This is a genomic window from Comamonas sp. CMM03, from assembly GCF_019218715.1.
Lineage (GTDB): Bacteria > Pseudomonadota > Gammaproteobacteria > Burkholderiales > Burkholderiaceae_C > Comamonas > Comamonas terrigena.
In genome coordinates this window covers 372,360-391,725 of sequence record NZ_JAHUXB010000006.1, presented here as the reverse complement: position 1 = coordinate 391,725, position 19,366 = coordinate 372,360, and the positions used below count along the sequence as shown (strand labels likewise).

Annotated in this window: 18 protein-coding genes; 2 read left to right on the top strand and 16 right to left on the bottom strand. The window is 64.5% G+C overall.

The genetic code is table 11. From position 1 onward, the window contains the following. Positions 1–21: 21 nt before the first annotated feature. From KW830_RS20625 to KW830_RS20610, 4 genes are all read right to left on the bottom strand, one after another. On the bottom strand, positions 22–1,158 hold the full coding sequence (locus tag KW830_RS20625; protein ID WP_218334242.1) for an acyl-CoA dehydrogenase family protein: 1,137 nt from the start codon (positions 1,156–1,158) through the stop codon (positions 22–24). 34 nt (positions 1,159–1,192) lie between these two features. After that, on the bottom strand, positions 1,193–2,389 hold the full coding sequence (locus KW830_RS20620; RefSeq protein WP_218334241.1) for an acyl-CoA dehydrogenase family protein: 1,197 nt from the start codon (positions 2,387–2,389) through the stop codon (positions 1,193–1,195). A 23-nt stretch (positions 2,390–2,412) separates the two neighbouring features. Next, on the bottom strand, positions 2,413–3,591 hold the full coding sequence (locus tag KW830_RS20615; RefSeq protein WP_066540896.1) for an acetyl-CoA C-acyltransferase: 1,179 nt from the start codon (positions 3,589–3,591) through the stop codon (positions 2,413–2,415). A 257-nt stretch (positions 3,592–3,848) separates the two neighbouring features. Further along, positions 3,849–5,966 carry a 3-hydroxyacyl-CoA dehydrogenase NAD-binding domain-containing protein gene (locus tag KW830_RS20610; RefSeq protein WP_218334240.1) on the bottom strand — a complete coding sequence of 706 codons (2,118 nt, stop codon included), beginning with the start codon at positions 5,964–5,966 and terminating at the stop codon, positions 3,849–3,851. A 218-nt stretch (positions 5,967–6,184) separates the two neighbouring features. Between KW830_RS20610 and KW830_RS20605 the strand changes: the two genes are divergently transcribed. Continuing rightward, positions 6,185–7,090 carry a LysR family transcriptional regulator gene (locus KW830_RS20605; RefSeq protein WP_066541511.1) on the top strand — a complete coding sequence of 302 codons (906 nt, stop codon included), beginning with the start codon at positions 6,185–6,187 and terminating at the stop codon, positions 7,088–7,090. 72 nt (positions 7,091–7,162) lie between these two features. On the opposite strand, the gene KW830_RS20600 is transcribed toward KW830_RS20605, so the two are convergent. From KW830_RS20600 to KW830_RS20570, 7 genes are all read right to left on the bottom strand, one after another. Further along, positions 7,163–7,471, bottom strand: coding sequence for a YXWGXW repeat-containing protein (locus tag KW830_RS20600; protein WP_218334239.1), 309 nt, complete (start codon positions 7,469–7,471; stop codon positions 7,163–7,165). Positions 7,472–7,530: 59 nt separating this feature from the next. Then, complete coding sequence (locus tag KW830_RS20595) at positions 7,531–8,277, bottom strand: YXWGXW repeat-containing protein (protein WP_218334238.1); 747 nt, start codon at positions 8,275–8,277, stop codon at positions 7,531–7,533. 152 nt (positions 8,278–8,429) lie between these two features. Next, positions 8,430–9,305 carry a protease HtpX gene (gene htpX / locus KW830_RS20590; RefSeq protein ID WP_066540899.1) on the bottom strand — a complete coding sequence of 292 codons (876 nt, stop codon included), beginning with the start codon at positions 9,303–9,305 and terminating at the stop codon, positions 8,430–8,432. A 75-nt stretch (positions 9,306–9,380) separates the two neighbouring features. After that, positions 9,381–10,256, bottom strand: a complete 876-nt coding sequence (locus KW830_RS20585; protein ID WP_218334237.1) for a DUF3025 domain-containing protein — start codon at positions 10,254–10,256, stop codon at positions 9,381–9,383. A 23-nt stretch (positions 10,257–10,279) separates the two neighbouring features. Continuing rightward, the gene (locus tag KW830_RS20580; RefSeq protein WP_218334236.1) at positions 10,280–11,284 is read right to left on the bottom strand and encodes an NYN domain-containing protein; all 1,005 of its coding nucleotides are present in this window, start codon (positions 11,282–11,284) and stop codon (positions 10,280–10,282) included. A 235-nt stretch (positions 11,285–11,519) separates the two neighbouring features. Continuing rightward, positions 11,520–12,572 carry a dihydroorotase gene (gene pyrC, locus KW830_RS20575; protein ID WP_066540902.1) on the bottom strand — a complete coding sequence of 351 codons (1,053 nt, stop codon included), beginning with the start codon at positions 12,570–12,572 and terminating at the stop codon, positions 11,520–11,522. Positions 12,573–12,669: 97 nt separating this feature from the next. Further along, the gene (locus tag KW830_RS20570; protein WP_218334235.1) at positions 12,670–13,668 is read right to left on the bottom strand and encodes a tripartite tricarboxylate transporter substrate binding protein; all 999 of its coding nucleotides are present in this window, start codon (positions 13,666–13,668) and stop codon (positions 12,670–12,672) included. Positions 13,669–13,820: 152 nt separating this feature from the next. Here KW830_RS20570 and KW830_RS20565 point away from each other — a divergent pair, with 152 nt between their 5' ends. Further along, a complete protein-coding gene (locus KW830_RS20565; RefSeq protein ID WP_218334234.1) occupies positions 13,821–14,657 on the top strand; it encodes an IclR family transcriptional regulator C-terminal domain-containing protein in 837 nt (278 codons plus the stop codon). Positions 14,658–14,742: 85 nt separating this feature from the next. Here the strand turns inward: KW830_RS20565 and KW830_RS20560 are convergent, their stop codons facing one another. The 5 genes from KW830_RS20560 to KW830_RS20540 form a co-directional block, all read right to left on the bottom strand. Then, positions 14,743–15,480, bottom strand: coding sequence for an amino acid ABC transporter ATP-binding protein (locus KW830_RS20560; RefSeq protein WP_115594620.1), 738 nt, complete (start codon positions 15,478–15,480; stop codon positions 14,743–14,745). A gap of 32 nt (positions 15,481–15,512) precedes the next feature. After that, the gene (locus KW830_RS20555; protein WP_218334233.1) at positions 15,513–16,184 is read right to left on the bottom strand and encodes an amino acid ABC transporter permease; all 672 of its coding nucleotides are present in this window, start codon (positions 16,182–16,184) and stop codon (positions 15,513–15,515) included. A gap of 1 nt (position 16,185) precedes the next feature. Continuing rightward, complete coding sequence (locus tag KW830_RS20550; protein WP_218334232.1) at positions 16,186–16,941, bottom strand: amino acid ABC transporter permease; 756 nt, start codon at positions 16,939–16,941, stop codon at positions 16,186–16,188. Between the two features lie 106 nt (positions 16,942–17,047). Continuing rightward, positions 17,048–17,947: an amino acid ABC transporter substrate-binding protein gene (locus KW830_RS20545; protein ID WP_192334791.1), complete on the bottom strand. Its 900-nt coding sequence runs from the start codon at positions 17,945–17,947 to the stop codon at positions 17,048–17,050. Positions 17,948–18,235: 288 nt separating this feature from the next. Then, positions 18,236–19,177: a LysR substrate-binding domain-containing protein gene (locus KW830_RS20540; RefSeq protein ID WP_172591766.1), complete on the bottom strand. Its 942-nt coding sequence runs from the start codon at positions 19,175–19,177 to the stop codon at positions 18,236–18,238. Between the last annotated feature and the right edge of the window lie 189 nt (positions 19,178–19,366).

Below are 19,366 nucleotides of genomic sequence, written 5' to 3'. Positions count from 1 at the left end.
GCCGGCTTATAAGCGCAGGCCTCAGGCCTGCTGGCTCAGCGCCATGAAGCGCTCCAGATGGTGGTCTTCGTCGCCGAACTGGTGGTCCAGCAGCACCAGGCGCTTGGCATAGTGGGCCAGCGGCAGTTCCCAGGTCATACCGATGCCGCCATGCATCTGGATGCTTTCCTCGGCCACCAGCGCGCCCACATAGCCGGCGGTGTACTTGGCTGCCGCCAGCACTTTCTCACGGGCCACGCCTTCGGCGTTGTCGATGGCATCCGCAGCATTGATGACTGCTGAGCGCATCTGTTCCACTTCCAGCAGCAGATCGGCCATGCGGTGCTGCAGTGCCTGGAAGGTGCCAATCGCCACGCCGAACTGCTTGCGGGTCTGCAGGTATTCCCGCGTGCTTTGCTTGGCCACGTCCATGGCGCCCAGCGCTTCGGCCGCCAGCGCCAGCAGCGCATAGCCTTGAATGCGTTCCAGCACGGCATGGCCCTGGCCTTCGGCGCCCAGCAGCGCGTCGGCATCCAGCTGCACGTTGGTGAACGTCAGCTCGGCCGCACGGCCGCCTTCAAAGCGGCTGTAGCCACGCTTGGCGATGCCGGCGGCATTGCCGTCGACCAGGAACAGGCTGATGCCAGCCGTGTCGAACTGGCCGCCGGCTGTGCGGGCCGACACCAGCAGAAGATCGGCCTTTTCGCCGAACGCCACCACGGCCTTGGCGCCGTTCAGCGTCCAGCCCGTGGCCGACTTGGCGGCGGTGGCCGCCACATTGCTCAGCTCGTAGTGGCTGCCCGGCTCTTCGTGTGCCAGGGTGGCGATCAGGCCGCCGGCAACGATGTCTTCCAGCTTGGCCTTTTGCGCCTGCGTACCGGCAGCGATCAGGGCCTGGCCGACCAGCAGCGCGCCCAGCAGGGGCTCGGCCACCAGGCCGCGGCCCAGGGCTTCAAACACCACGCTGATGTCAAAGCCAGCGCCGCCAAAGCCGCCTTCGCTCTCGGGGAACAGTGCACCAATGGCGCCCAGTTCGGCGAATTGCGCATACAGCGCAGGGCTGTGGCCTTCGTCACCATAGGCCAGCTGGTTGCGGTGCTCGATGCCGTACTGCTCGGAGACAAAGCGGTTCAGGGTGTCCGCCAGCATGCGGCGGTCTTCGGTGTGTGCGAAGTTCATGTCCGTATTCCTTCTCTGATTTCTCTGTCTGCAATCAGAGACCCAGAATCATCTTGGAGATGATGTTCTTCTGGATTTCGTTGGAGCCGCCAAAGATCGACAGCTTGCGGTAGTTGAAGTAGTTGGCAGCGGCCGTGGCGGCTTCGTCCGGGCCGATCGGGGCCTCGGCATAGCCTTCGTACTGGGCTGCGTCGATATAGGGCACAGCGTACGGACCCATGGCACGGCGGATCAGCGACAGGATTTCCTGGCGGATTTCCGTGCCACGGATCTTCAGCATCGAGCTTTCCGCACCCGGCACGCCACCACCGGCCACCGCAGCGATCACGCGCAGGTTGGTGGTCTTCATGTTTTCCAGGTCGATCTCGACCTTGGCCATGCGGGCTGCGAACAGCGGATCCAGGTTCAGCGGCTTGCCGTTCTTGTACACCTTGGCGGCAATCACCTGCAGCTTGGCCAGGGCCGAGATGCAGAAGCCCACGCCGGCAATGCCGGTGCGCTCATAGGTCAGCAGGTACTTGGCGTAGGTCCAGCCCTTGTTTTCTTCGCCCACCAGGTTTTCCACCGGCACCTTCACATCGGTGAAGAAGACTTCATTGACCTCGTGGTCGCCATCCAGCGTGCGGATGGGGCGCAGTTCCACGCCTGGCGAGTTCATGTCGATCAACAGGAAGCTGATGCCGGCCTGCGCCTTCACTTCGCGGTTGGTGCGCACCAGGCAGAAGATCATGTTGGCGTGCTGACCCTGGGTGGTCCAGGTCTTCTGGCCATTGACGATGTAGTGGTCACCGTTGCGCACGGCCGTGGTCTTGACCGACGCCAGGTCCGAACCCGCACCGGGTTCGGAATAGCCCTGGCACCACCAGTCTTCCCCGCTCAGGATGCGGGGCAGCCAGTAGTTCTTGTGCGCTTCGCTGCCGTACTTGATCAGCACCGGCCCCAGCATGTTCACGCCGAACGGCACGATGCGGGGGCCGCCAGCCAGGGCGCACTCGGTATCGAAGATGAATTTTTCCACCGCACCCCAACCCGGACCGCCATGCTCCTTGGGCCAGTGGTTGGCATACCAGCCGCGCTCATTCAGGATGGCATGCCATTGCGCCTGGTCTTCCTTGGTCAGGCGTTGACCGGCCTTGACCTTCTTGGCGATGTTGGCAGGCAGCTTTTCCTTCAGAAAGGTCTGCACTTCGGCGCGGAACGCCTCTTCTTGGGGGGTGAATTGGAGATCCATCTCGATTCCTCGGCAAAACTAGATCAGAAAATTTCGAAAAGACCGGCCGCGCCCATGCCGCCGGCGATGCACATGGTCACCACGCCGTACTTGGCCTTGCGACGCTGGCCTTCCAGCAGGATGTGGCCGGCCAGACGGGCACCGGTCATGCCGAACGGGTGGCCGATGGAGATGGCGCCGCCATTGACGTTCAGGCGTTCCAGCGGAATGCCCAGCTGGCGTTGGCAATACAGGGCCTGCGATGCAAAGGCTTCGTTCAGCTCCCACAGGTCGATGTCTTCCACCTTCAGCCCATGGCGCTGCAGCAGCTTGGGCACGGCAAACACCGGGCCGATGCCCATTTCATCGGGCTCGCAGCCGGCCACGGCCATGCCGCGGAAAGCGCCCAGGGGTTGCAGGCCCAGGCGCTCGGCCTGCTTGGCTTCCATGAGCACGCAGGCGCTGGAGCCATCCGACAGCTGCGAGGCATTGCCTGCGGTCACAAAGTTGCCTGCGCCCTTCACGGGTTCCAGCTTGGCCAGGCCTTCGAGCGTGGTGCCGGGGCGGTTGCAGTTGTCCTTGGTCGCCACCACATCGCGGTAGGTGACTTCGCCCGTGTCCTTGTTCTTCTCGGCCATGCGCGCGGCGCAAGCGATGATTTCATTGGCGAACAGGCCTTTTTCCTGCGCGGCCGCCGTGCGCTGCTGGCTCAGCAGCGAGAAGGCGTCCTGGTCTTCGCGGCTGATGCCATAGCGCTTGGCCACCACATCGGCGGTGTCGATCATGGCCATGAACAGCTCGGGCTTGCGCTCCACCAGCCAGGGGTCCAGGTCGGCAGGTGTCCCCAGGGCGCGGGCACCCGAGATGCTTTCCACACCGCCGGCGATCATGGCATCCACCCCTTCGGCCACGATGCGGCCGGCCGCAATGGCGATGGACTGCAGGCCCGAAGCACAGAAACGCGTGACCGTGGTGCCACCGATGGACAGCGGCAGTTCCGCGCGCAGCACGGTCTGGCGGCCCAGGTTCTTGCCCTGCATGCCTTCGGGATTGCCGCAGCCCAGGATCAGGTCCTCGATCATGGCGGGATCGATGCCGGCACGCTCCACGGCGGCCTTGACCGAGTAGGCGGCCAGCTGGGGCGCCGGGGTGACGTTGAACTCACCACGGTGGGACTTGGCCAACGGAGTGCGGGCGGTGGAAACGATGACGGCTTCGCGCATGGTGTTTGTCTCTCTGTGCTTATAGGTTTGAATCGCTGCCTGTGTCTCTGGGGCCCGAATTTCGGATCTTTTGTTCTGAAATCCTTGCCTTCAAAGGCCAGGCAGCTCCGTTTTTTGCAGATTGGAGTCGCAGCCCTCCACACCGGCTCTGCCAAGGCAGCAGCCGGTGGGAGACTGCCAGCGGCTCTGCGAACCGCTGGAGGGGGGAGAAACCGAGGGGCTGGCGACAGCGTGCACGGCCGCAGGCCCGGAAACGCTCAGACGGCCTTGTTCAGGCTGTCGAAGTTCTTGCCTTCGGCCACCAGCTTTTGCAGCAGCGCGGCGGGCTTCCAGAACAGCGCGTCTTCCTTGGCAAACTCGTTGATGTCGGCCAGCACCTTGTCCAGGCCCACCATGTCGGCGTACTTCATCGGGCCACCGCGGAAGCGCGGGAAGCCGTAGCCGGACAGGAAGGTCACGTCCACGTCCAGGGGGCGCAGGGCAATGCCCTCTTCCACCACCTTGGCGCCTTCATTGACCATGGCAGCCATGTAGCGGCGCATGATTTCGTCGGCGCTGAACTGGCGCGGCGTCACGCCCTTCTTGGCGCGTTCCTTGTCCACAATGGCCAGCACTTCGGGATCGGCCTGGCCCACGCGGGCGCCTTGCGGGTACAGGTAGAAGCCGCGGCCGGTCTTCTGACCGAACCAGCCGTTTTCACAGATGCGGTCTGCCACTTCCACGTAGCGGGCCTTGGGGTCACGCGTGGCAGCACGGCGCTTGCGCGTGGCCCAGCCGATGTCGCCACCGGCCAGGTCGGTCACCTGGAAAGGACCCATGGGGTAGCCAAAGCCGCGCACGGCTTCGTCGATCTCGTACGGCGAAGCGCCGTCTTCCATGATGTAGTCGGCCGCCTGCTTGTACACGGCCAGGATGCGGTTGCCGATGAAGCCATCGCAGACACCGGCGCGCACCGGCACCTTCTTCATCTTCTTGGCCAGCTCGAAAGCCGTGGTCACCACATCGGGGGCCACCTTGGCGGGCACCACGATCTCCAGCAGCTTCATGATGTTGGCCGGGCTGAAGAAGTGCAGGCCGATCACGTCTTGCGGACGGCTGGTGGCGTCAGCAATGGCATCGATGTCCAGGTAAGAGGTGTTGGTGGCCAGCACGGCGCCGGGCTTGCAGACGCGGTCCAGCTCCTTGAACACGGCCTTCTTGACTTCCAGGTCCTCGAACACGGCTTCGATCACCAGGTCCACGTCGGCAATCTCGTCGTAGCTGGTCGAAGGGGTGTAGCGCGCCATGATGGCGGCCTTGGCCTCTTCGGTCATGCGGCCCTTGGCGATCAGGCCGTTGTAGACCTTTTCCACATTGGCCTGGCCACGGGCGATGGAGTCGGCATCGCGCTCGATCATGGTCACGGTGAGACCGGCGTCCAGCGCGGACACGGTGATGCCGGCGCCCATGGTGCCGCCGCCGATGATGGCGATCTTGGCAAAGTGGCGCGGTGCAGCGGCCTTGGCTTCGGGGATCTTGGCGGTTTCACGCTCGGCAAAGAAAGCGTGCACCAGACCGGCACGCTGCGGGCTGTTCAGGCATTCGGTGAACAGGGCGCGTTCCCTGGCCAGACCTTCGTCAAACGGCAGGTTCACGGCGGCCTGCACGCATTCGATGATCTTCAGCGGCGAGAACAGGCCACGCGCCTTCTTGGCGGTGTCCAGCGCCAGCATCTGCAGGTCGGCCAGGGCCATGGCCTTGTCGGTGATTTCGATGTCGCGGGTGCGGCGCACGGCCGCCTTGGCGGCCAGCAGCTTGTTGGCATACGCCAGACCGGCCGCCTGGGGGTCTTCGCCCTCGACCAGCTTGTCCACCAGACCGGCCGCCAGACCGGCCTTGGCCGACAGGTGCTTGCTGCTGAGCATCAGCTCGGTGGCGGCCTTCACGCCCATCAGGCGCGGAGCGCGCTGGGTGCCGCCAGCGCCGGGCAGCAGGCCCAGGCTGACTTCAGGCAGCCCCAGTTTGGCGGCGGGCAGTGCCACGCGATAGTGGGCCGACATGGCCACTTCCAGGCCGCCGCCCAGGGCTGCGCCATGGATGGCCGCGACCACGATCTTGTTCGAGGCTTCGATGCGGTTGCACACCTCGGGCAGCGACGGCGGCACGGGCGGCTTGCCGAATTCACGGATATCCGCGCCGGCGATGAAGGCCTTGCCTTCACCCACGATCAGCACCGCCTGCACGGCGGCATCGGCATCCGCCTGTTCCACTGCCGCCAGCAAACCGGCGCGCACGGCCTGGCCCAGGGCATTGACAGGAGGATTGTGGATGCTGACCACCAGCACCGCACCTTCACGGCGGGTCTGGACGGCGGGGATGAGGACTTCAGCGTTCATGGCACAGGTCTCCAATATTTTTCGATAACAGGAGCCGGCATTCTTTCCGCGACAAAGCTTCTTTACAATCCCCTGAATTATTGACAGACCGTCAAAAGTTATTTGACAATCATCCTTGAGCGATGCCGTCCTGCGCCGGCGCGGGCCAGACCTGCGTATACCTGGGCACAGCCGGGGATGCCCCGCAACGCATAGCCCCGACCGCACACCACACCTCCATGGACCTCAATGCCCTGACCCTGCTGGTGGAGATCATCGACAGCGGCAACCTGAGCCAGGCTGCCCGCAAGCTGAAGATGACCCGCGCCAACGTCAGCTACCACCTGACCCAGCTGGAAAAAGGCCTGGGCGTGCAGCTGGTCAAACGCACCACGCGGCGGGTGGAGCCCACCGAAGTGGGTCTGCGCCTGTACGAGCATGGCCGCAACATCCGCAACGAACTGGCCGCGGCCCAGGAAACCATCACCAGCCTGGGCGAGGAACTGCAGGGGCGCGTGGGCATCAGCGTGCCCAGCGGCTACGGGCAGATCGTCATGAGCGACTGGCTGATCGAATTCAAGCGCCTGTATCCCGGCATCGTGCTGGACGTGCTGTTCGAAAACCGGGCCGACAACCTGCGCGATGAGGTGGACATCGCCATCCGCGTGATCCAGGATCCCCCGCTGTCGGTGGTGGCACGCAGCCTGGGCAATGTGCGCTATGTGGCCTGTGCGTCGCTGGACTATGCCGCCCAGCACGGCCTGCCACAGACCTTGCTGGAGTTGCGCAATGCGCCACTGATCACCGCCGGGGTGATGGGCCGCCAGCTGCGCCTGTCCGCCTACCAGGGTCTGGAACGCCAGGAAGTGGTGCTGGAGCCCACCCTGATTTCCGAGCACTTCCCGTTTCTGCGCCAGGGCATTCTGGCCGGACTGGGCGTGGGCCTGGTGCCGGACTATGTGGTGCAGGATGCCGTGGCCAGCGGCGAGGTGTTGACCACGCTGCAGGAATACCGGCTGAGCATCTTCGGCACTCACCTGTATCTGCTGTACCTGCCCAACCGCCACCAGACCCGGGCGGTGCGCACCTGCATCGATTTCCTGCTGGAAAAGGCCCGCAGCCGGGGCGACACCAGCGCCAGCTGAAGCACCAAACAGCATGAAAAAAAGGAGCGCCTTCGGCACTCCTTTTTGGCCTCCGCAGAAGGAGGGTGAGGGTCAATGGCGACCGTAGCCACGGCCGTAGCCACGCGGCCCCGGCCCCCAGCCATGACCGCGAGGGCCCCAGTAACCGGGCCGCCAGTCATAGCGCGATCCGCCCCACAGCCAGATCCCCGGCGTCCAGACATAGGCGGCACTGGGTGCCACCGGCACCACCTCATAGCGTGCCGGTGGCGGCGAGCCATAGGTGGTGTAGCCGTAACCGGCATCCACCGGCGCCACAACGCAGCCGCCCAGCAACGCGGCGCTGCCCAGCAATGCCGCTCCCAGCGAACGGCGCAGGTTGTGATTCAACAAGGTGGTCATGGCCACTCCTTCCATACAGTGCCTGCAGGGCTGCAGGCGGAAACTCTCGGCAGCGGGACTCAATCCCGGTCGCGGTCCGGTCCATGGCGGCGATTTTCAGAACGCTCCCTGTCCGTGCGCCCGCCCGGTCCCGGCCGGGGTCCTGGTGCAGGTGACACCGCCTGGGGCGGCTGTGGGCGCGCACCTGGGGGCGGAGCCGGTTGTTCTGGACGCGGGCGATCGGGGCGCCCTCGCCATTCCGGTCGCGGCCCCGGAGCCGGGCTCGCTCCAGGCCCCGGACGAGGCGGTTGAATCTGCGGCCGCTCCGGCGGAGGCTGGGGACGCGGCGGCGGCTGAAAGCCCGGCCGCGATGGCGACGGCACGCCCCATCCCGGTCGTTCCGGCTGAGGCCGCGGAGGCGGTGGAGGCGGTTGGAAACTCGGGCGCGGTGGGGGTGGAACGCCCCAGCCCGGCCGTGCCGGCTCCCGCCACAGCGGTGCGCGGTGCGGCGGCTCCCAGCGCCCCGGGCGCCAGTCGTAGCGGCTGCCTCCCCAGAACCAGTCCCCGCCCACCCAGACATAGTCCGGGTACGGCGATACCGTGCGGTATTCCACGCGGGGTGGCGGGGGCGAACCATACTGGGTGTAGACCACGGTGCTGGAGTCGTAATAGCCCGCGCTGCTGTACCCACTGTCCACCGGCGGTACCACACAGCCAGTCAGTGCGGCAGCGCCGAACGCAGCCACCAAAACCGCCAGCACCCGGCCAGCGGGCCGTGCCGCATGGCGGGCAGGGCCAGCAGCAGAGGAAACAACGGTCTGAGTCATACAGTGGCTCCAGTAGATACACCTATAACGAACAACCCCGGTCATATGCTGACCGGGGTTGTCATCTGGGGCGTAAAGCGAGGGTAAAGACCTCGCTCGAATTGTTGCTGCCCGCCTGTTCAGGCGGCGCCCGCCCGCAAGCAGCGAGCGGCTTACTGGGCGCTGTTTTGCAGCGCAGCAATGCGCTCTTCAATCGGCGGGTGGCTGGAGAACAGCTTGCCGATATTGCCGGTGATCCCCATGGCCTGGATGCTCTTGGGCAGCTCGCCGGGCACCATGCCGCCCAGGCGGGCCAGGGCGTTGACCATGGGCTGCTTGCGGCCCATCAGCTGGGCGGCACCGGCGTCGGCACGGAATTCACGCTGGCGCGAGAACCAGGCCACGATGATGGCCGCCACAAAGCCCAGCAGGATGTCCATCACGATGGTGGTCACGTAGTAGCCGATGCCGGGCCCGGAGCTGCTCGATTCGCCCTTGCGCAGGAAGCTGTCCACGCCATAGCCGATCACGCGCGAGAGGAAGACCACAAAGGTGTTCATCACCCCCTGGATCAGCGTCATGGTCACCATGTCGCCGTTGGCAATGTGGGCCACTTCGTGGCCGATCACGGCCTCCACCTCTTCGCGCGTCATGCCTTGCAGCAGACCGGTGGACACCGCCACCAGCGCGTTGTTCTTGAAGGCACCGGTGGCGAAGGCATTGGGCTCGCCTTCGTAGATGCCGACTTCGGGCATGCCGATGCCGGCCTTCTGTGCAAAGTTCTGCACCGTCTGCACGATCCAGGCTTCATCGGCGTTGCGGGGCTGGTCGATCACGTGCACGCCCGAGCTCCACTTGGCCACGGGCTTGGAGATCAGCAGCGAGATGATGGCGCCGCCAAAACCCATGATGAAGGCAAAGCCCAGCAGGGCGCCCAGGTTCAGGCCATTGGCGGTCAGAAAGCGGTTCACGCCCAGCAGGCTGGCCGTGATGCCGAGCACCGCCACGACGGCGATGTTGGTCAGAAGAAAAAGTGCAATACGTTTCATGGGGGTTGTTGCTCCACGCGGGGGAAAACAGGACAAAGCCCTACAGCAGGTGAAATGGGGCCGGACCCTGCAATTTCAAGCGGTTGTCACCTCTGCAGGCCCCAAAGTTATCGTGGTATTGCTGGGACGCTGGCCGCGAAATACGAGGGAGTCATCATAGAAGGAAAAGTTCGTATTTTCCGGCCACCACCCCGGCACCCCCAGCACCGGCAGCGGGGCAAATGGCTTGGCCGCCAAGGCGGCGGCCTGCAGCAGGGGCTGGCGGGCCAGCGCAGCATCGCACAGAGCAGGCATGTCGGCGCAGCCGGGCAGCGCCTGCGTACCGTCTGTCGGCAGGCACAGCAGGTGGGCGGTGATGGGCTTGCGCGGTGCCACCAGCTTCTCCAGCAGTGCATGGCCCACAGGCAGCAGGCGACTGTGCACCCACAACGGGCGCAGCGCCACCATCAGGCGCTGCCAGTCGCGGGCATGCAGCGCATCGATCAGCGGCTGCGGCGCCCACCAGACGGCACCGTTCTCGTCCAGTACCGTGAGTGCATCGCGCAAAGGCCCACGCCGCGCTCCCACGCCCGCGCTGGCAATTTCAGCCGCCTGCAGCCGGTTCATCTGCAGCTTGAGCTGGGGCCAGTGCAGCCACACCAGTCCGTTGAAAAAATCGTGCAGGTTGTCCCGCGTGGGCACGCAGCGCTGCGCATGGATGAAGGCTTCATAGGCCATGCCCGCGGGCAGATCGGCCTGGGGCACAAAGCGCAGGCCGATGGCCTGCAGCGCAGGAGGCACCGCGCTGTTGAGCACGGCATGCACCGGCAGCCCTTGGCCCAGTTGCTGCGCCAAAGGCGCGCCCACGGCACGCAGGCTCTCCAGCCAGGGGCGGGACCAGTCGATGGCGCACCAGTCCGGGTGCAAGACAAGCGACGGGCCGGGTGGGCAGGCGGAAAAAGCGGCAGACATGGCCCCGATTGTCAGGCCACGGCTCAGTTGCCGACGGTGCGGTGGTTGCCGTTGCCGTTGCCGTTGCCGTTGCCGTTGCCGTTGCCGTTGCCGTTGCCAGCATTCGCCTTGTGCGCCCATTTGCCGCGCACCGCCACGCGCGAGGTGCCTTCGTCGCGCATCTCGAAGGCCTGGGTGGCAGCCAGCAGCTTGGACAAGGTGGCATAGCCATAGTTGCGGGCATCGAACGAGGCCTTGTTGGCAATCTGCGTGCCCAGTGCACCCACCGAGGCCCAGCCCTCTTCGTCCTGCATGGCCTGCACGGCATCGCGCAGCAGGTGCATCAGTCGGTGGTCCTGGCGCAGTTCACCGCCCGGCACACGCAGCCCTTGCTGGGGCAGCCTGGCAGGGGCCACCACCGCCACCGGGGGACCGGCATGGGCCGCCGGGGCCGGTGGCGGCGCCGGAGCAGGCACAGAGATCGCCCGCTCCGCCGGCTTCCCGCCAGCTGCCGCCGCCTCGGTGCGTGGCGGCGCGGGCCGCGGCTCCACCGTGCTGCTGCCGGTCCCACCCTCGCCTTCGATCTGGGTTTCCGCATCCTTGCCCGACAGGCTGCCCAGCGCCTCCAGGTACAGAAAGCGCGAGCAGGCGTTGACGAAGGGCTTGGGTGTCTGGGCCATGCCAAAGCCATAGACGGCCGCCCCCTTGGCACGCAGGTGCATAACCAGCGGGGTGAAGTCGGCGTCCGAGGAGACGATGCCGAACGCATCCGGCTTCTCGGTGTACAGCAGCTCCATGGCATCCACCGTCATGGCCATGTCGGTGGCGTTCTTGCGCTTGGAATAGTCGTACTGCTGCATGGGACGCAGCGCAAATTCCAGCAGCTTGGATTCCCAGCTCTTGAGCCCGGCCTTGGTCCAGTTGCCGTAGGCACGGCGGATGTTGATCACCCCCAGGGTGGACAGCTCGTTCAGGATCTCGTCGATCATCTCGGCCGGCGCGTTGTCGGCGTCGATCAACAGGGCGATGCGCAACTGGGTTTCTGCCATGGCTGCATGGCTCTCCTTCAGGAATCTGCCCACAGCCTACACGAGCCCCCGTCTCGGCGAAACCCAGCCAGCCCAGGGCCGTGCAGCCTAGCAGGCACCACGGACACCTTCGCAAGCGGGGCCGGCCACTGGGTGTGAGGGTGCTGGCCGTCAGGCCTTTGCCGCCCGTGCACCAGCCCCCAGCCATTCGCCCCCACCGCCGGATCCAGCCCGGCAGCAGGCGGCGCCATGCCGCTCAGTCTTGCGTCGACACCACGCGCCACGGCAGTGCGTCGCCGGCACGCAGCGGCTTGAGCTGCGCCTCACCGTAGGCAAAGCTGTCCGGCGGGGTCCAGCTTTCGCGGCGCAGCGTCAGCGTGCCGGTGTTGCGCGGCAGACCGTAGAAGTCGGCGCCATGGAAGCTGGCAAAGCCTTCCAGCTTGTCCAGCGCGCCGGCGTTGTCAAACGCCTCTGCATACATCTCGACGGCCGCATGTGCGCTGTAGCAACCCGCGCAGCCGGTGGCGTGCTCTTTCAGGTGGGCCGCGTGCGGCGCGCTGTCCGTGCCCAGGAAGAACTTGGGGCTGCCGCTGGTGGCCGCCTTGACCAGGGCCAGGCGGTGGGTTTCGCGCTTCAGCACCGGCAGGCAGTAGTAGTGCGGGCGGATGCCGCCCATGAAGATGGCATTGCGGTTGAACAGCAGATGCTGGGGAGTGATGGTGGCGGCCAGGAACCGGTCGGAAGCCGCCACATACTCGGCGGCTTCCAGCGTGGTGACATGCTCCATGACGATCTTCAGCTCAGGGAAATCACGGCGCAGCGGAATCAGTTGCTGGTCGATGAAGGCGGCTTCGCGGTCGAACAGGTCGATCGCGGGATCGGTCACCTCGCCGTGCACCAGCAGGATCAGGCCTTCGCGCTGCATGGCCTGCAGCGTGGGATAGATCTTGCGGATATCGGTCACGCCATGGTCGCTGTTGGTCGTCGCACCTGCCGGGTACAGCTTGCAGGCCACCACGCCGGCGGCCTTCGCGGCCACGATGTCGGCGGGCGAGAGCTTGTCGGTCAGGTACAGCGTCATCAGCGGCTGGAAAGCGCTGCCGGCGGGCAGGACGGACAGGATGCGCTCGCGGTAATCGGCCGCCATCTGCGCCGTGGTCACCGGCGGCTTCAGGTTGGGCATGATGATGGCGCGACCCATCTGGGCGGCGCTGTGCGGCACCACGGCGCGCATGGCTTCCCCGTCGCGCACATGCAGGTGCCAGTCGTCGGGACGGGTGATGGTGAGGGTGTCGAGTGGGGCGGTCATGGGGCCCTATTGTCCCATTACCGCCCCACTCTGCGGTGGGCAGCGCCAGCGCTTTGTATGTCCATTGACGGCAGCGGGGCAATGCCCCGCCCGCGCATCAGTTGTTGGTGATGTGGTTGTCCGCAATCACCTTGCCCCACTTGCCGAGGTCGCTGGCAATGCGTTTGTGCATGGCGGCACCGGGGGCAAAGGCCGCCGTGGTACCCACCTGCTGCAGCTTCTCCTGCACGCTCTTGTCGTCCAACGCCTTCTTCAGGGCGGCGGTCAACTGGTCCATGACGGGTTGCGGCGTGCCGCGGGGCGCCATCAGACCGCCCCATGCCACCGCGTCAAAGCCCGGGAAGCCTTGTTCGGCCACGGTCTTCACATCCGGAGTGAACACCACGCGCTGGGGCGAGCCCACCGCGATCGGGCGCAGCTTGCCCGACTTGATGTGCGGCAGCGCGGCAATCATGTCCGAAAACATCATGGGCACCTGGCCGCCGAGCAGGTCGGTCATGGCCGGGGCGCTGCCCTTGTAGGAGATGTGCAGCATCTCGAATTTGCCCTGGCTCTTCAGCAACTCGGTCGACAGGTGCCCGAAACTGCCGGAGCCGGCGCTGTTGTAGTTGAGCACCTGCTTCTTGGAGGCCGCAATCAACTGGGAAATGTCCTGCACATCCAGGACTTTGGGATTCACCACCATCACGATGGGCAGGTCGTAGGCCACCCCGATGTGGGCGAAATCCTTCAGCAGGTCGTAGCGTTTCTGTCCATACAGCTTGTCTCCCAGCACGGTGGGAGAGGCCAGCATCACCAGCGTATAGCCGTCCGCGGGGCTCTTGGCGGCGGTCTCGGTCCCCACCAGGCCCGAAGCACCGGCGCGGTTCTCCACCACCATGGGCTTGCCCAGGGTCTCACCCATGTGCTGGCCCAGAATGCGCGCGGCCGTATCCGTCGGCCCTCCTGGCGGGAACGGTACGATCAGCTTGATGGGCTGGTTGGGATAGGCCCCGGCATTGGACGCCAGCGCCGGCGCGCTCCAGGCGCCTGCCAGCAGCGCGACGGCTGCCATGCAGGCCGAACGACGGGCCATAAGAGAGGAAGTGATGGACATGGGAAAGTCTCCGAAAAATGGCGTACGCAATTTCTGAGGTGTCGCGTATCTGCCAAGCAGCATTAGATTGCGAACATTTGTTCGGAAATAATGCTATCGGACTTCCTTCCATTCCTGCGTCCAGCAGGTGACAGTTGCCAACCGCCCGCACCATGCCTTCACGCCCCCCATCCTCTGCCGCCGCGGACACATCGTCCACCTCTGCCTTGCACAGCGAACGCCTGGAGTCACTGGCCAACGGCCTGGCCGTGCTGCGTGTCTTTGCGGAGGGCACACCGACGCTGACCGCCCAGGAAGCCGCACTGCGGCTGGGCCTGACGCGTGCGGCCGCCCGGCGCCTGCTGATCACGCTGCAGCTGGAGGGCTATCTGTGCAACGAAGGCACCGAATACCGGGTCACTCCCAAAGTCATGGACCTGGGCTTTGCCTACTACGCCGCCATGAGCCTGCCGCAACTCGCCCATGGCACCTTGCAGGCTTTGGGTGAACAGGTCACGGAAGCCTGTTCGCTGGGGGTGTGGGATGAGGGGCATGTGGTGATCGTGGCGCGGCACGAACCGGCACGCATGCTGCGCGTCAACGTCGACATCGGCCGCCGGCTCCCGGCATCGGCCCACTCGATGGGCCGGGTGCTGCTGGCCGCGCAACCCGTCGCGGCACAGCAGGCCCACTTGCGTGCCCACCCTCCCCGGGCGTTCACCAGGGAGACGGTCACGGACACGGCCCAGCTGCTGCAGATCTTTCACCAGGTCGGCCAGCAAGGCTGGTGCCTGCTCACGGGCGAGCTGGCCGAAGGCTTTTGCGGCATCTCCGTCCCCATCCACGGCGCCTCGGGAAAGACCCTGGCGGCCTTGAGCATCACCATGGTGCAGGGACGCCACAGCGCGCACGACATCCAGTCACGCTTTCTCCCGCCCTTGCAAGCCGCAGCCCAGCAGCTGGAAGCCCTGATCGCAGGGCGAGAGCGCTTTCATGGCTTCACCTTCTGAAAGCGGTCCACGCCGCCTTTTTCTGGCGCCATGACAAAAAAAGGAGCACCCGGGGTGCTCCTTTTGTGCGGGACATGCGGCCCGGTCAGTGCTGCAGGATCTTGCTGAGGAAGTCCTTGGTACGCGGCTGGCGTTCGTCGGGCTTGCCAAAGAAATCTTCCTTGGTGCAGTCTTCCAGAATCTTGCCGCCCACGTCCATGAAGATCACGCGGCTGGCCACCTTCTTGGCAAAGCCCATTTCGTGCGTCACGCACATCATGGTCATGCCTTCGTTGGCCAGGCCCACCATCACATCCAGCACTTCCCCCACCATTTCGGGGTCCAGCGCGGAAGTGGGTTCGTCAAACAGCATCACGATGGGGTCCATGGACAGCGCACGGGCAATCGCCACGCGCTGCTGCTGACCACCGGAGAGCTGGCCAGGGAACTTGTCCTTGTGGGCGGTCAGGCCCACGCGGTCCAGCATCTTCAGGCCGCGCACCTTGGCATCGTCAGCCGAGCGACCCAGCACCTTGATCTGGGCGATGGTCAGGTTCTCGGTCACCGTCAGGTGGGGGAACAGCTCGAAATGCTGGAACACCATGCCCACCTTGGAGCGCAGCTTGGGCAGATCGGTCTTGGGATCGTGCACGGCGGTGCCGTTCACATAGATCTCGCCTTTTTGCACCGGCTCCAGCGCGTTGATGGTCTTGATCAGCGTGGACTTGCCGGAGCCCGACGGGCCGCACACCACCACCACCTCACCTTTGTTGATGCTGGTGGAGCAGTCGTTGAGCACCTGGAAGCTGCCGTACCACTTGGAAACGTTTTTGAGTTCGATCATGAGTATTCCTCAGAGTCTGGGTGATACGCCGCTCAGCGAATGATGGCGATCTTCTTGTGCAGACGCTTCACCAGCCACGACAGAGCGAAGCAGATGATGAAGTAGATGACGGCGGCAGCGATATAGGCCTCCATCGGGCGGCCATAGTTCTTGCCCGCCACTTCAAAGCCCTTGAGCATGTCGTAGGCACCAATGGCGTAGACCAGCGAGGTGTCCTGGAACAGGATGATGGTCTGCGTCAGCAGCACCGGCAGCATGTTGCGGAAAGCCTGTGGCAGCACCACCAGACGCATGTTCTGGCCATAGGTCATGCCCAGCGCCTGGCCGGCAAACACCTGGCCACGCGGGATGGACTGGATGCCGGCCCGCATGATTTCCGAGAAATACGCTGCCTCGAATGCCACGAAGGTGATGACGGCCGACAGTTCCGCACCGATCGGGCGGCCGATGACCAGCGGCACCAGCAGGAAGAACCACAGGATCACCATCACCAGCGGGATGGAGCGCATGCCGTTGACGTAGATCGTGGCCGGCACGATCAGCCATTGCCTGCCCGACAGGCGCATCAGCGCCAGCAGGGTACCGAAGAAGATGCCGCCCAGCGTGGCCACCACCGTCAGGGTGACACTGAACATCAGCCCCTTGAGGATGAAGTTCTGGACCAGGTCCCAGTTGTAGAACGAGAAGTCGAGTGCCAAGTTCATATCAGTGTCCTCCCGCACCCGATGCGCTGATCATGCCCGGCACGCGGGAGCGCTTCTCGATGAAAGCCATGATGCGGTTGATCGCAAAGGCCGAGATGACATACAGACCTGTCACCGCCATGTAGACCTCGATGCCCCGGCCGGTTTCTTCCTGGGCCTGCATGGCGAACATGGTCAGCTCGGTCACCGACACGGCAAACGCCACGGACGAGTTCTTGAAGATGTTCATCGTCTCGCTGGTCAGCGGCGGAATGATGATGCGGAACGCATTGGGCAGCAGCACATAGCGGTAGGTCTGCCAGGTCGTGAAACCCACGGCCATGCCGGCATAACGCTGACCACGCGGCAGCGCCTGGATGCCGGAGCGCACCTGCTCTGCAATACGCGCCGAGGTGAAAAAGCCCAGAGCCAGCACCACCAGCACAAAGCCGGAAACCGACTTCATCGCCGGGAACAGCGAAGGCACCACGTGGTACCAGAGAAAAATTTGCACCAGCAGGGGGATGTTGCGGAAAAACTCCACCCATGCATTGCCAAAGCGCACGACCCACGGGTGGTCGGGCAAAGTGCGCAATGTGCCGATCACGATACCCGCCGCCAATGCCAGCAGCAGCGCCAGCAACGAAACCGAGATGGTCCAGCCCCAGGCCGACAACATCCAGTCCAGGTAGGTGATGTCACCGTTCTTGCCGAAACACCCTTGCACCTGCGTGCGCTCCAGGGTGTCTTCGCAGAACATCTGCCAATCCCATGCCATAGGATTTCCTTCACAAAATTTCAACTACGGGCGCGGCCCACGGCGCCCGCCCAACAAAAAACGCCCCTGGCGATGCCAGGCACCGCAGGGGCGTCACCGGGCCGATTTACTTGTTGAAATCTTCCTTGGGCTTGTTGTTGGGGTGCAGCCAGGCGTTCTTGGTCGACTCCGACAGCGGCAGACCCACCTTCTGGTTGGCCGGCGGGATGGGTTGCATGAACCACTTGTCGTACAGCTTCTCCAGCGAGCCGTCCTTGACCTGGCGGGCGATGGAGTCGTTCACGGCCTTCAGGAAGGCAGGATCGCTCTTGCGCACCATGCAGGCGATGGGTTCGGTCGACAGGGGTTCACCCACCAGCTTGAAGTCCTTGGGAGCCTTGGACTTGGAGATGTTGCCCATCAGGATGGAGCCGTCCATCACGAACGCATCGGCGCGACCGGTTTCCAGCAGCAGGAAGCTGTCGGCGTGGTCCTTGCCCATGATGTTCTTGAAGTCGATGCCTTCGGCACGCTTGTTCTGGCGCAGCAGCTGCACCGAAGTGGTGCCCGTGGTGGTGGCCACGGTCTTGCCGTTCAGGTCCTTGATGTCGTTGATGCCGGAATTGGCCTTCACCGCAATGCGCACCTGCTCCATGTAGGTGGTGTTGGCGAAGTCCACGTCCTTCTGGCGGTTCAGGTCATTGGTGGTGGAGCCGCACTCCAGGTCCACCGTGCCGTTCACCACCAGGGGGATACGGTTCTGCGAAGTCACAGGCTGGTACTTGACGTCGACCTTGGCCACGCCCAGTTGCTTCTGGATGTCCTTGACGATGTTCTCGGCCATCTCGGTGTGGAAGCCCACGTACTTGCCGTCACCCAGCGTATAGGCCAGGGCGCCCGAGGACTCGCGCACGCCCAGCGTGATGCTGCCGGAGGACTTGACCTTGGCCAGGGTGTCATTGGCTTGCGCCATCGCGCTGCCTGCAGCCAGAGCGGCCACAGCAACGGCCAGCAAATGCTTCTTCATATCTGTATCTCCTCAATAGATAGGGTCCAACGCAGGACGGCAGGCCGCACCACCGGCGATGCCTGCCATGCTCACATCCTGGGAGCACATTGTGCAACCAAGCTTGCGCTGGATCGCAGTATGTGTCCACCACGTGACCGTGTCGTCAGGATTTGACCTGTATGCGTGTAAATCTCTAGGTAAGAAATTTTCATGCCAGGTTCTGCCCGGGCGCCGGGTTGCCGCATCATATGCAAGTAGGCACTCTCCGCCAATGCCGCGTTGTTTGGAAAGTATGCGCAGCCTGCATCAGGTGGGCAGTGTGCCTGCACCCTGCTCCTGCAGAAACGTCCACAGTGCATGGGCAACGCTGTTGCCCCCATCCTTGCCGACAGGTTTTTCCCTATAAGCCCTGACATCCATAGGCATTTGGAACTGGGTCAGCTCGGCCGGAGCCGCCTGCACCAGGCGCCCGCTCTCCAGTTCCTTGCGTACCGCACTGAAGGGCAGGAAGGCAATCCCATGGCCTTCCAGTGCCATGGCTTTCAGGCCTTCGGCCATATCCGTTTCGTACACCCGGTCCAGGTGGATGGGGATGCCCGCATCCTTCAGGATCAGCTCGGTCACCCGGCCCAGGTAGGCGCCGGGCGCATAGCCCAGGAAAGGCAGCGGCTGCCCCGCCGTGCCGGGCAGCGCGTACAGCGGGCGCCCCTGTGCGTCGGGTTTGGAGTACGGGGCCAGCAGTTCCTGGCCCAGGCTGACCATCTCGTATTTGTTGGCGTCCAGCTGCAGCGGCTGGGAAGAGTGGTGGTAGGCGATCAGCAGGTCACAGCCGCCTTCCACCAGGCGCATCACCGCGTCATGCACATTCAGCGCGATCAGGCGGCTCTTGAAGGGGCCGAACTGCTCGTGCAAGGCCGACACCCAGGCCGGGAAAAAGGTGAACGCCAGCGTGTGCGGGACCGCAAAACCGACCATGCCCTTGCCCGCGCTGACGTGCGAGCGCAGCATGGTGCGCGTGCTTTGCAGTGACTGCAGCATCTCCAGCGCCTGGTCGTACATGGTCTTGCCCGCGGGCGTCAGCCGCGTGGGATAGGAGCTGCGATCCACCAGATCGGTGCCTGCCCAGGCTTCCAGCGCCTGGATGCGCCGCGAGAACGCCGGTTGGGTGACATGACGCAGTTGCGCGGACCGGCTGAAACTGCGGGTTTCAGCCAGGCTGACAAAGTCTTCGAGCCATTTGGTTTCCATGCCCGCCATTATCCGCGAGCGCTATGCATGGAATGCATAGTTGGCATGCAACGCCCTCCCGCGCGCCAGAGAAGTGCGTAAAACCGTTGTATCCAGCGGCCCTCGCACGCACAACTCCCGCTTCCACATCGCCACGCACCGGCATGGTGCTGTAGGCACTGCCTGAAGCGAATGCCTGCCCCTGTCCTA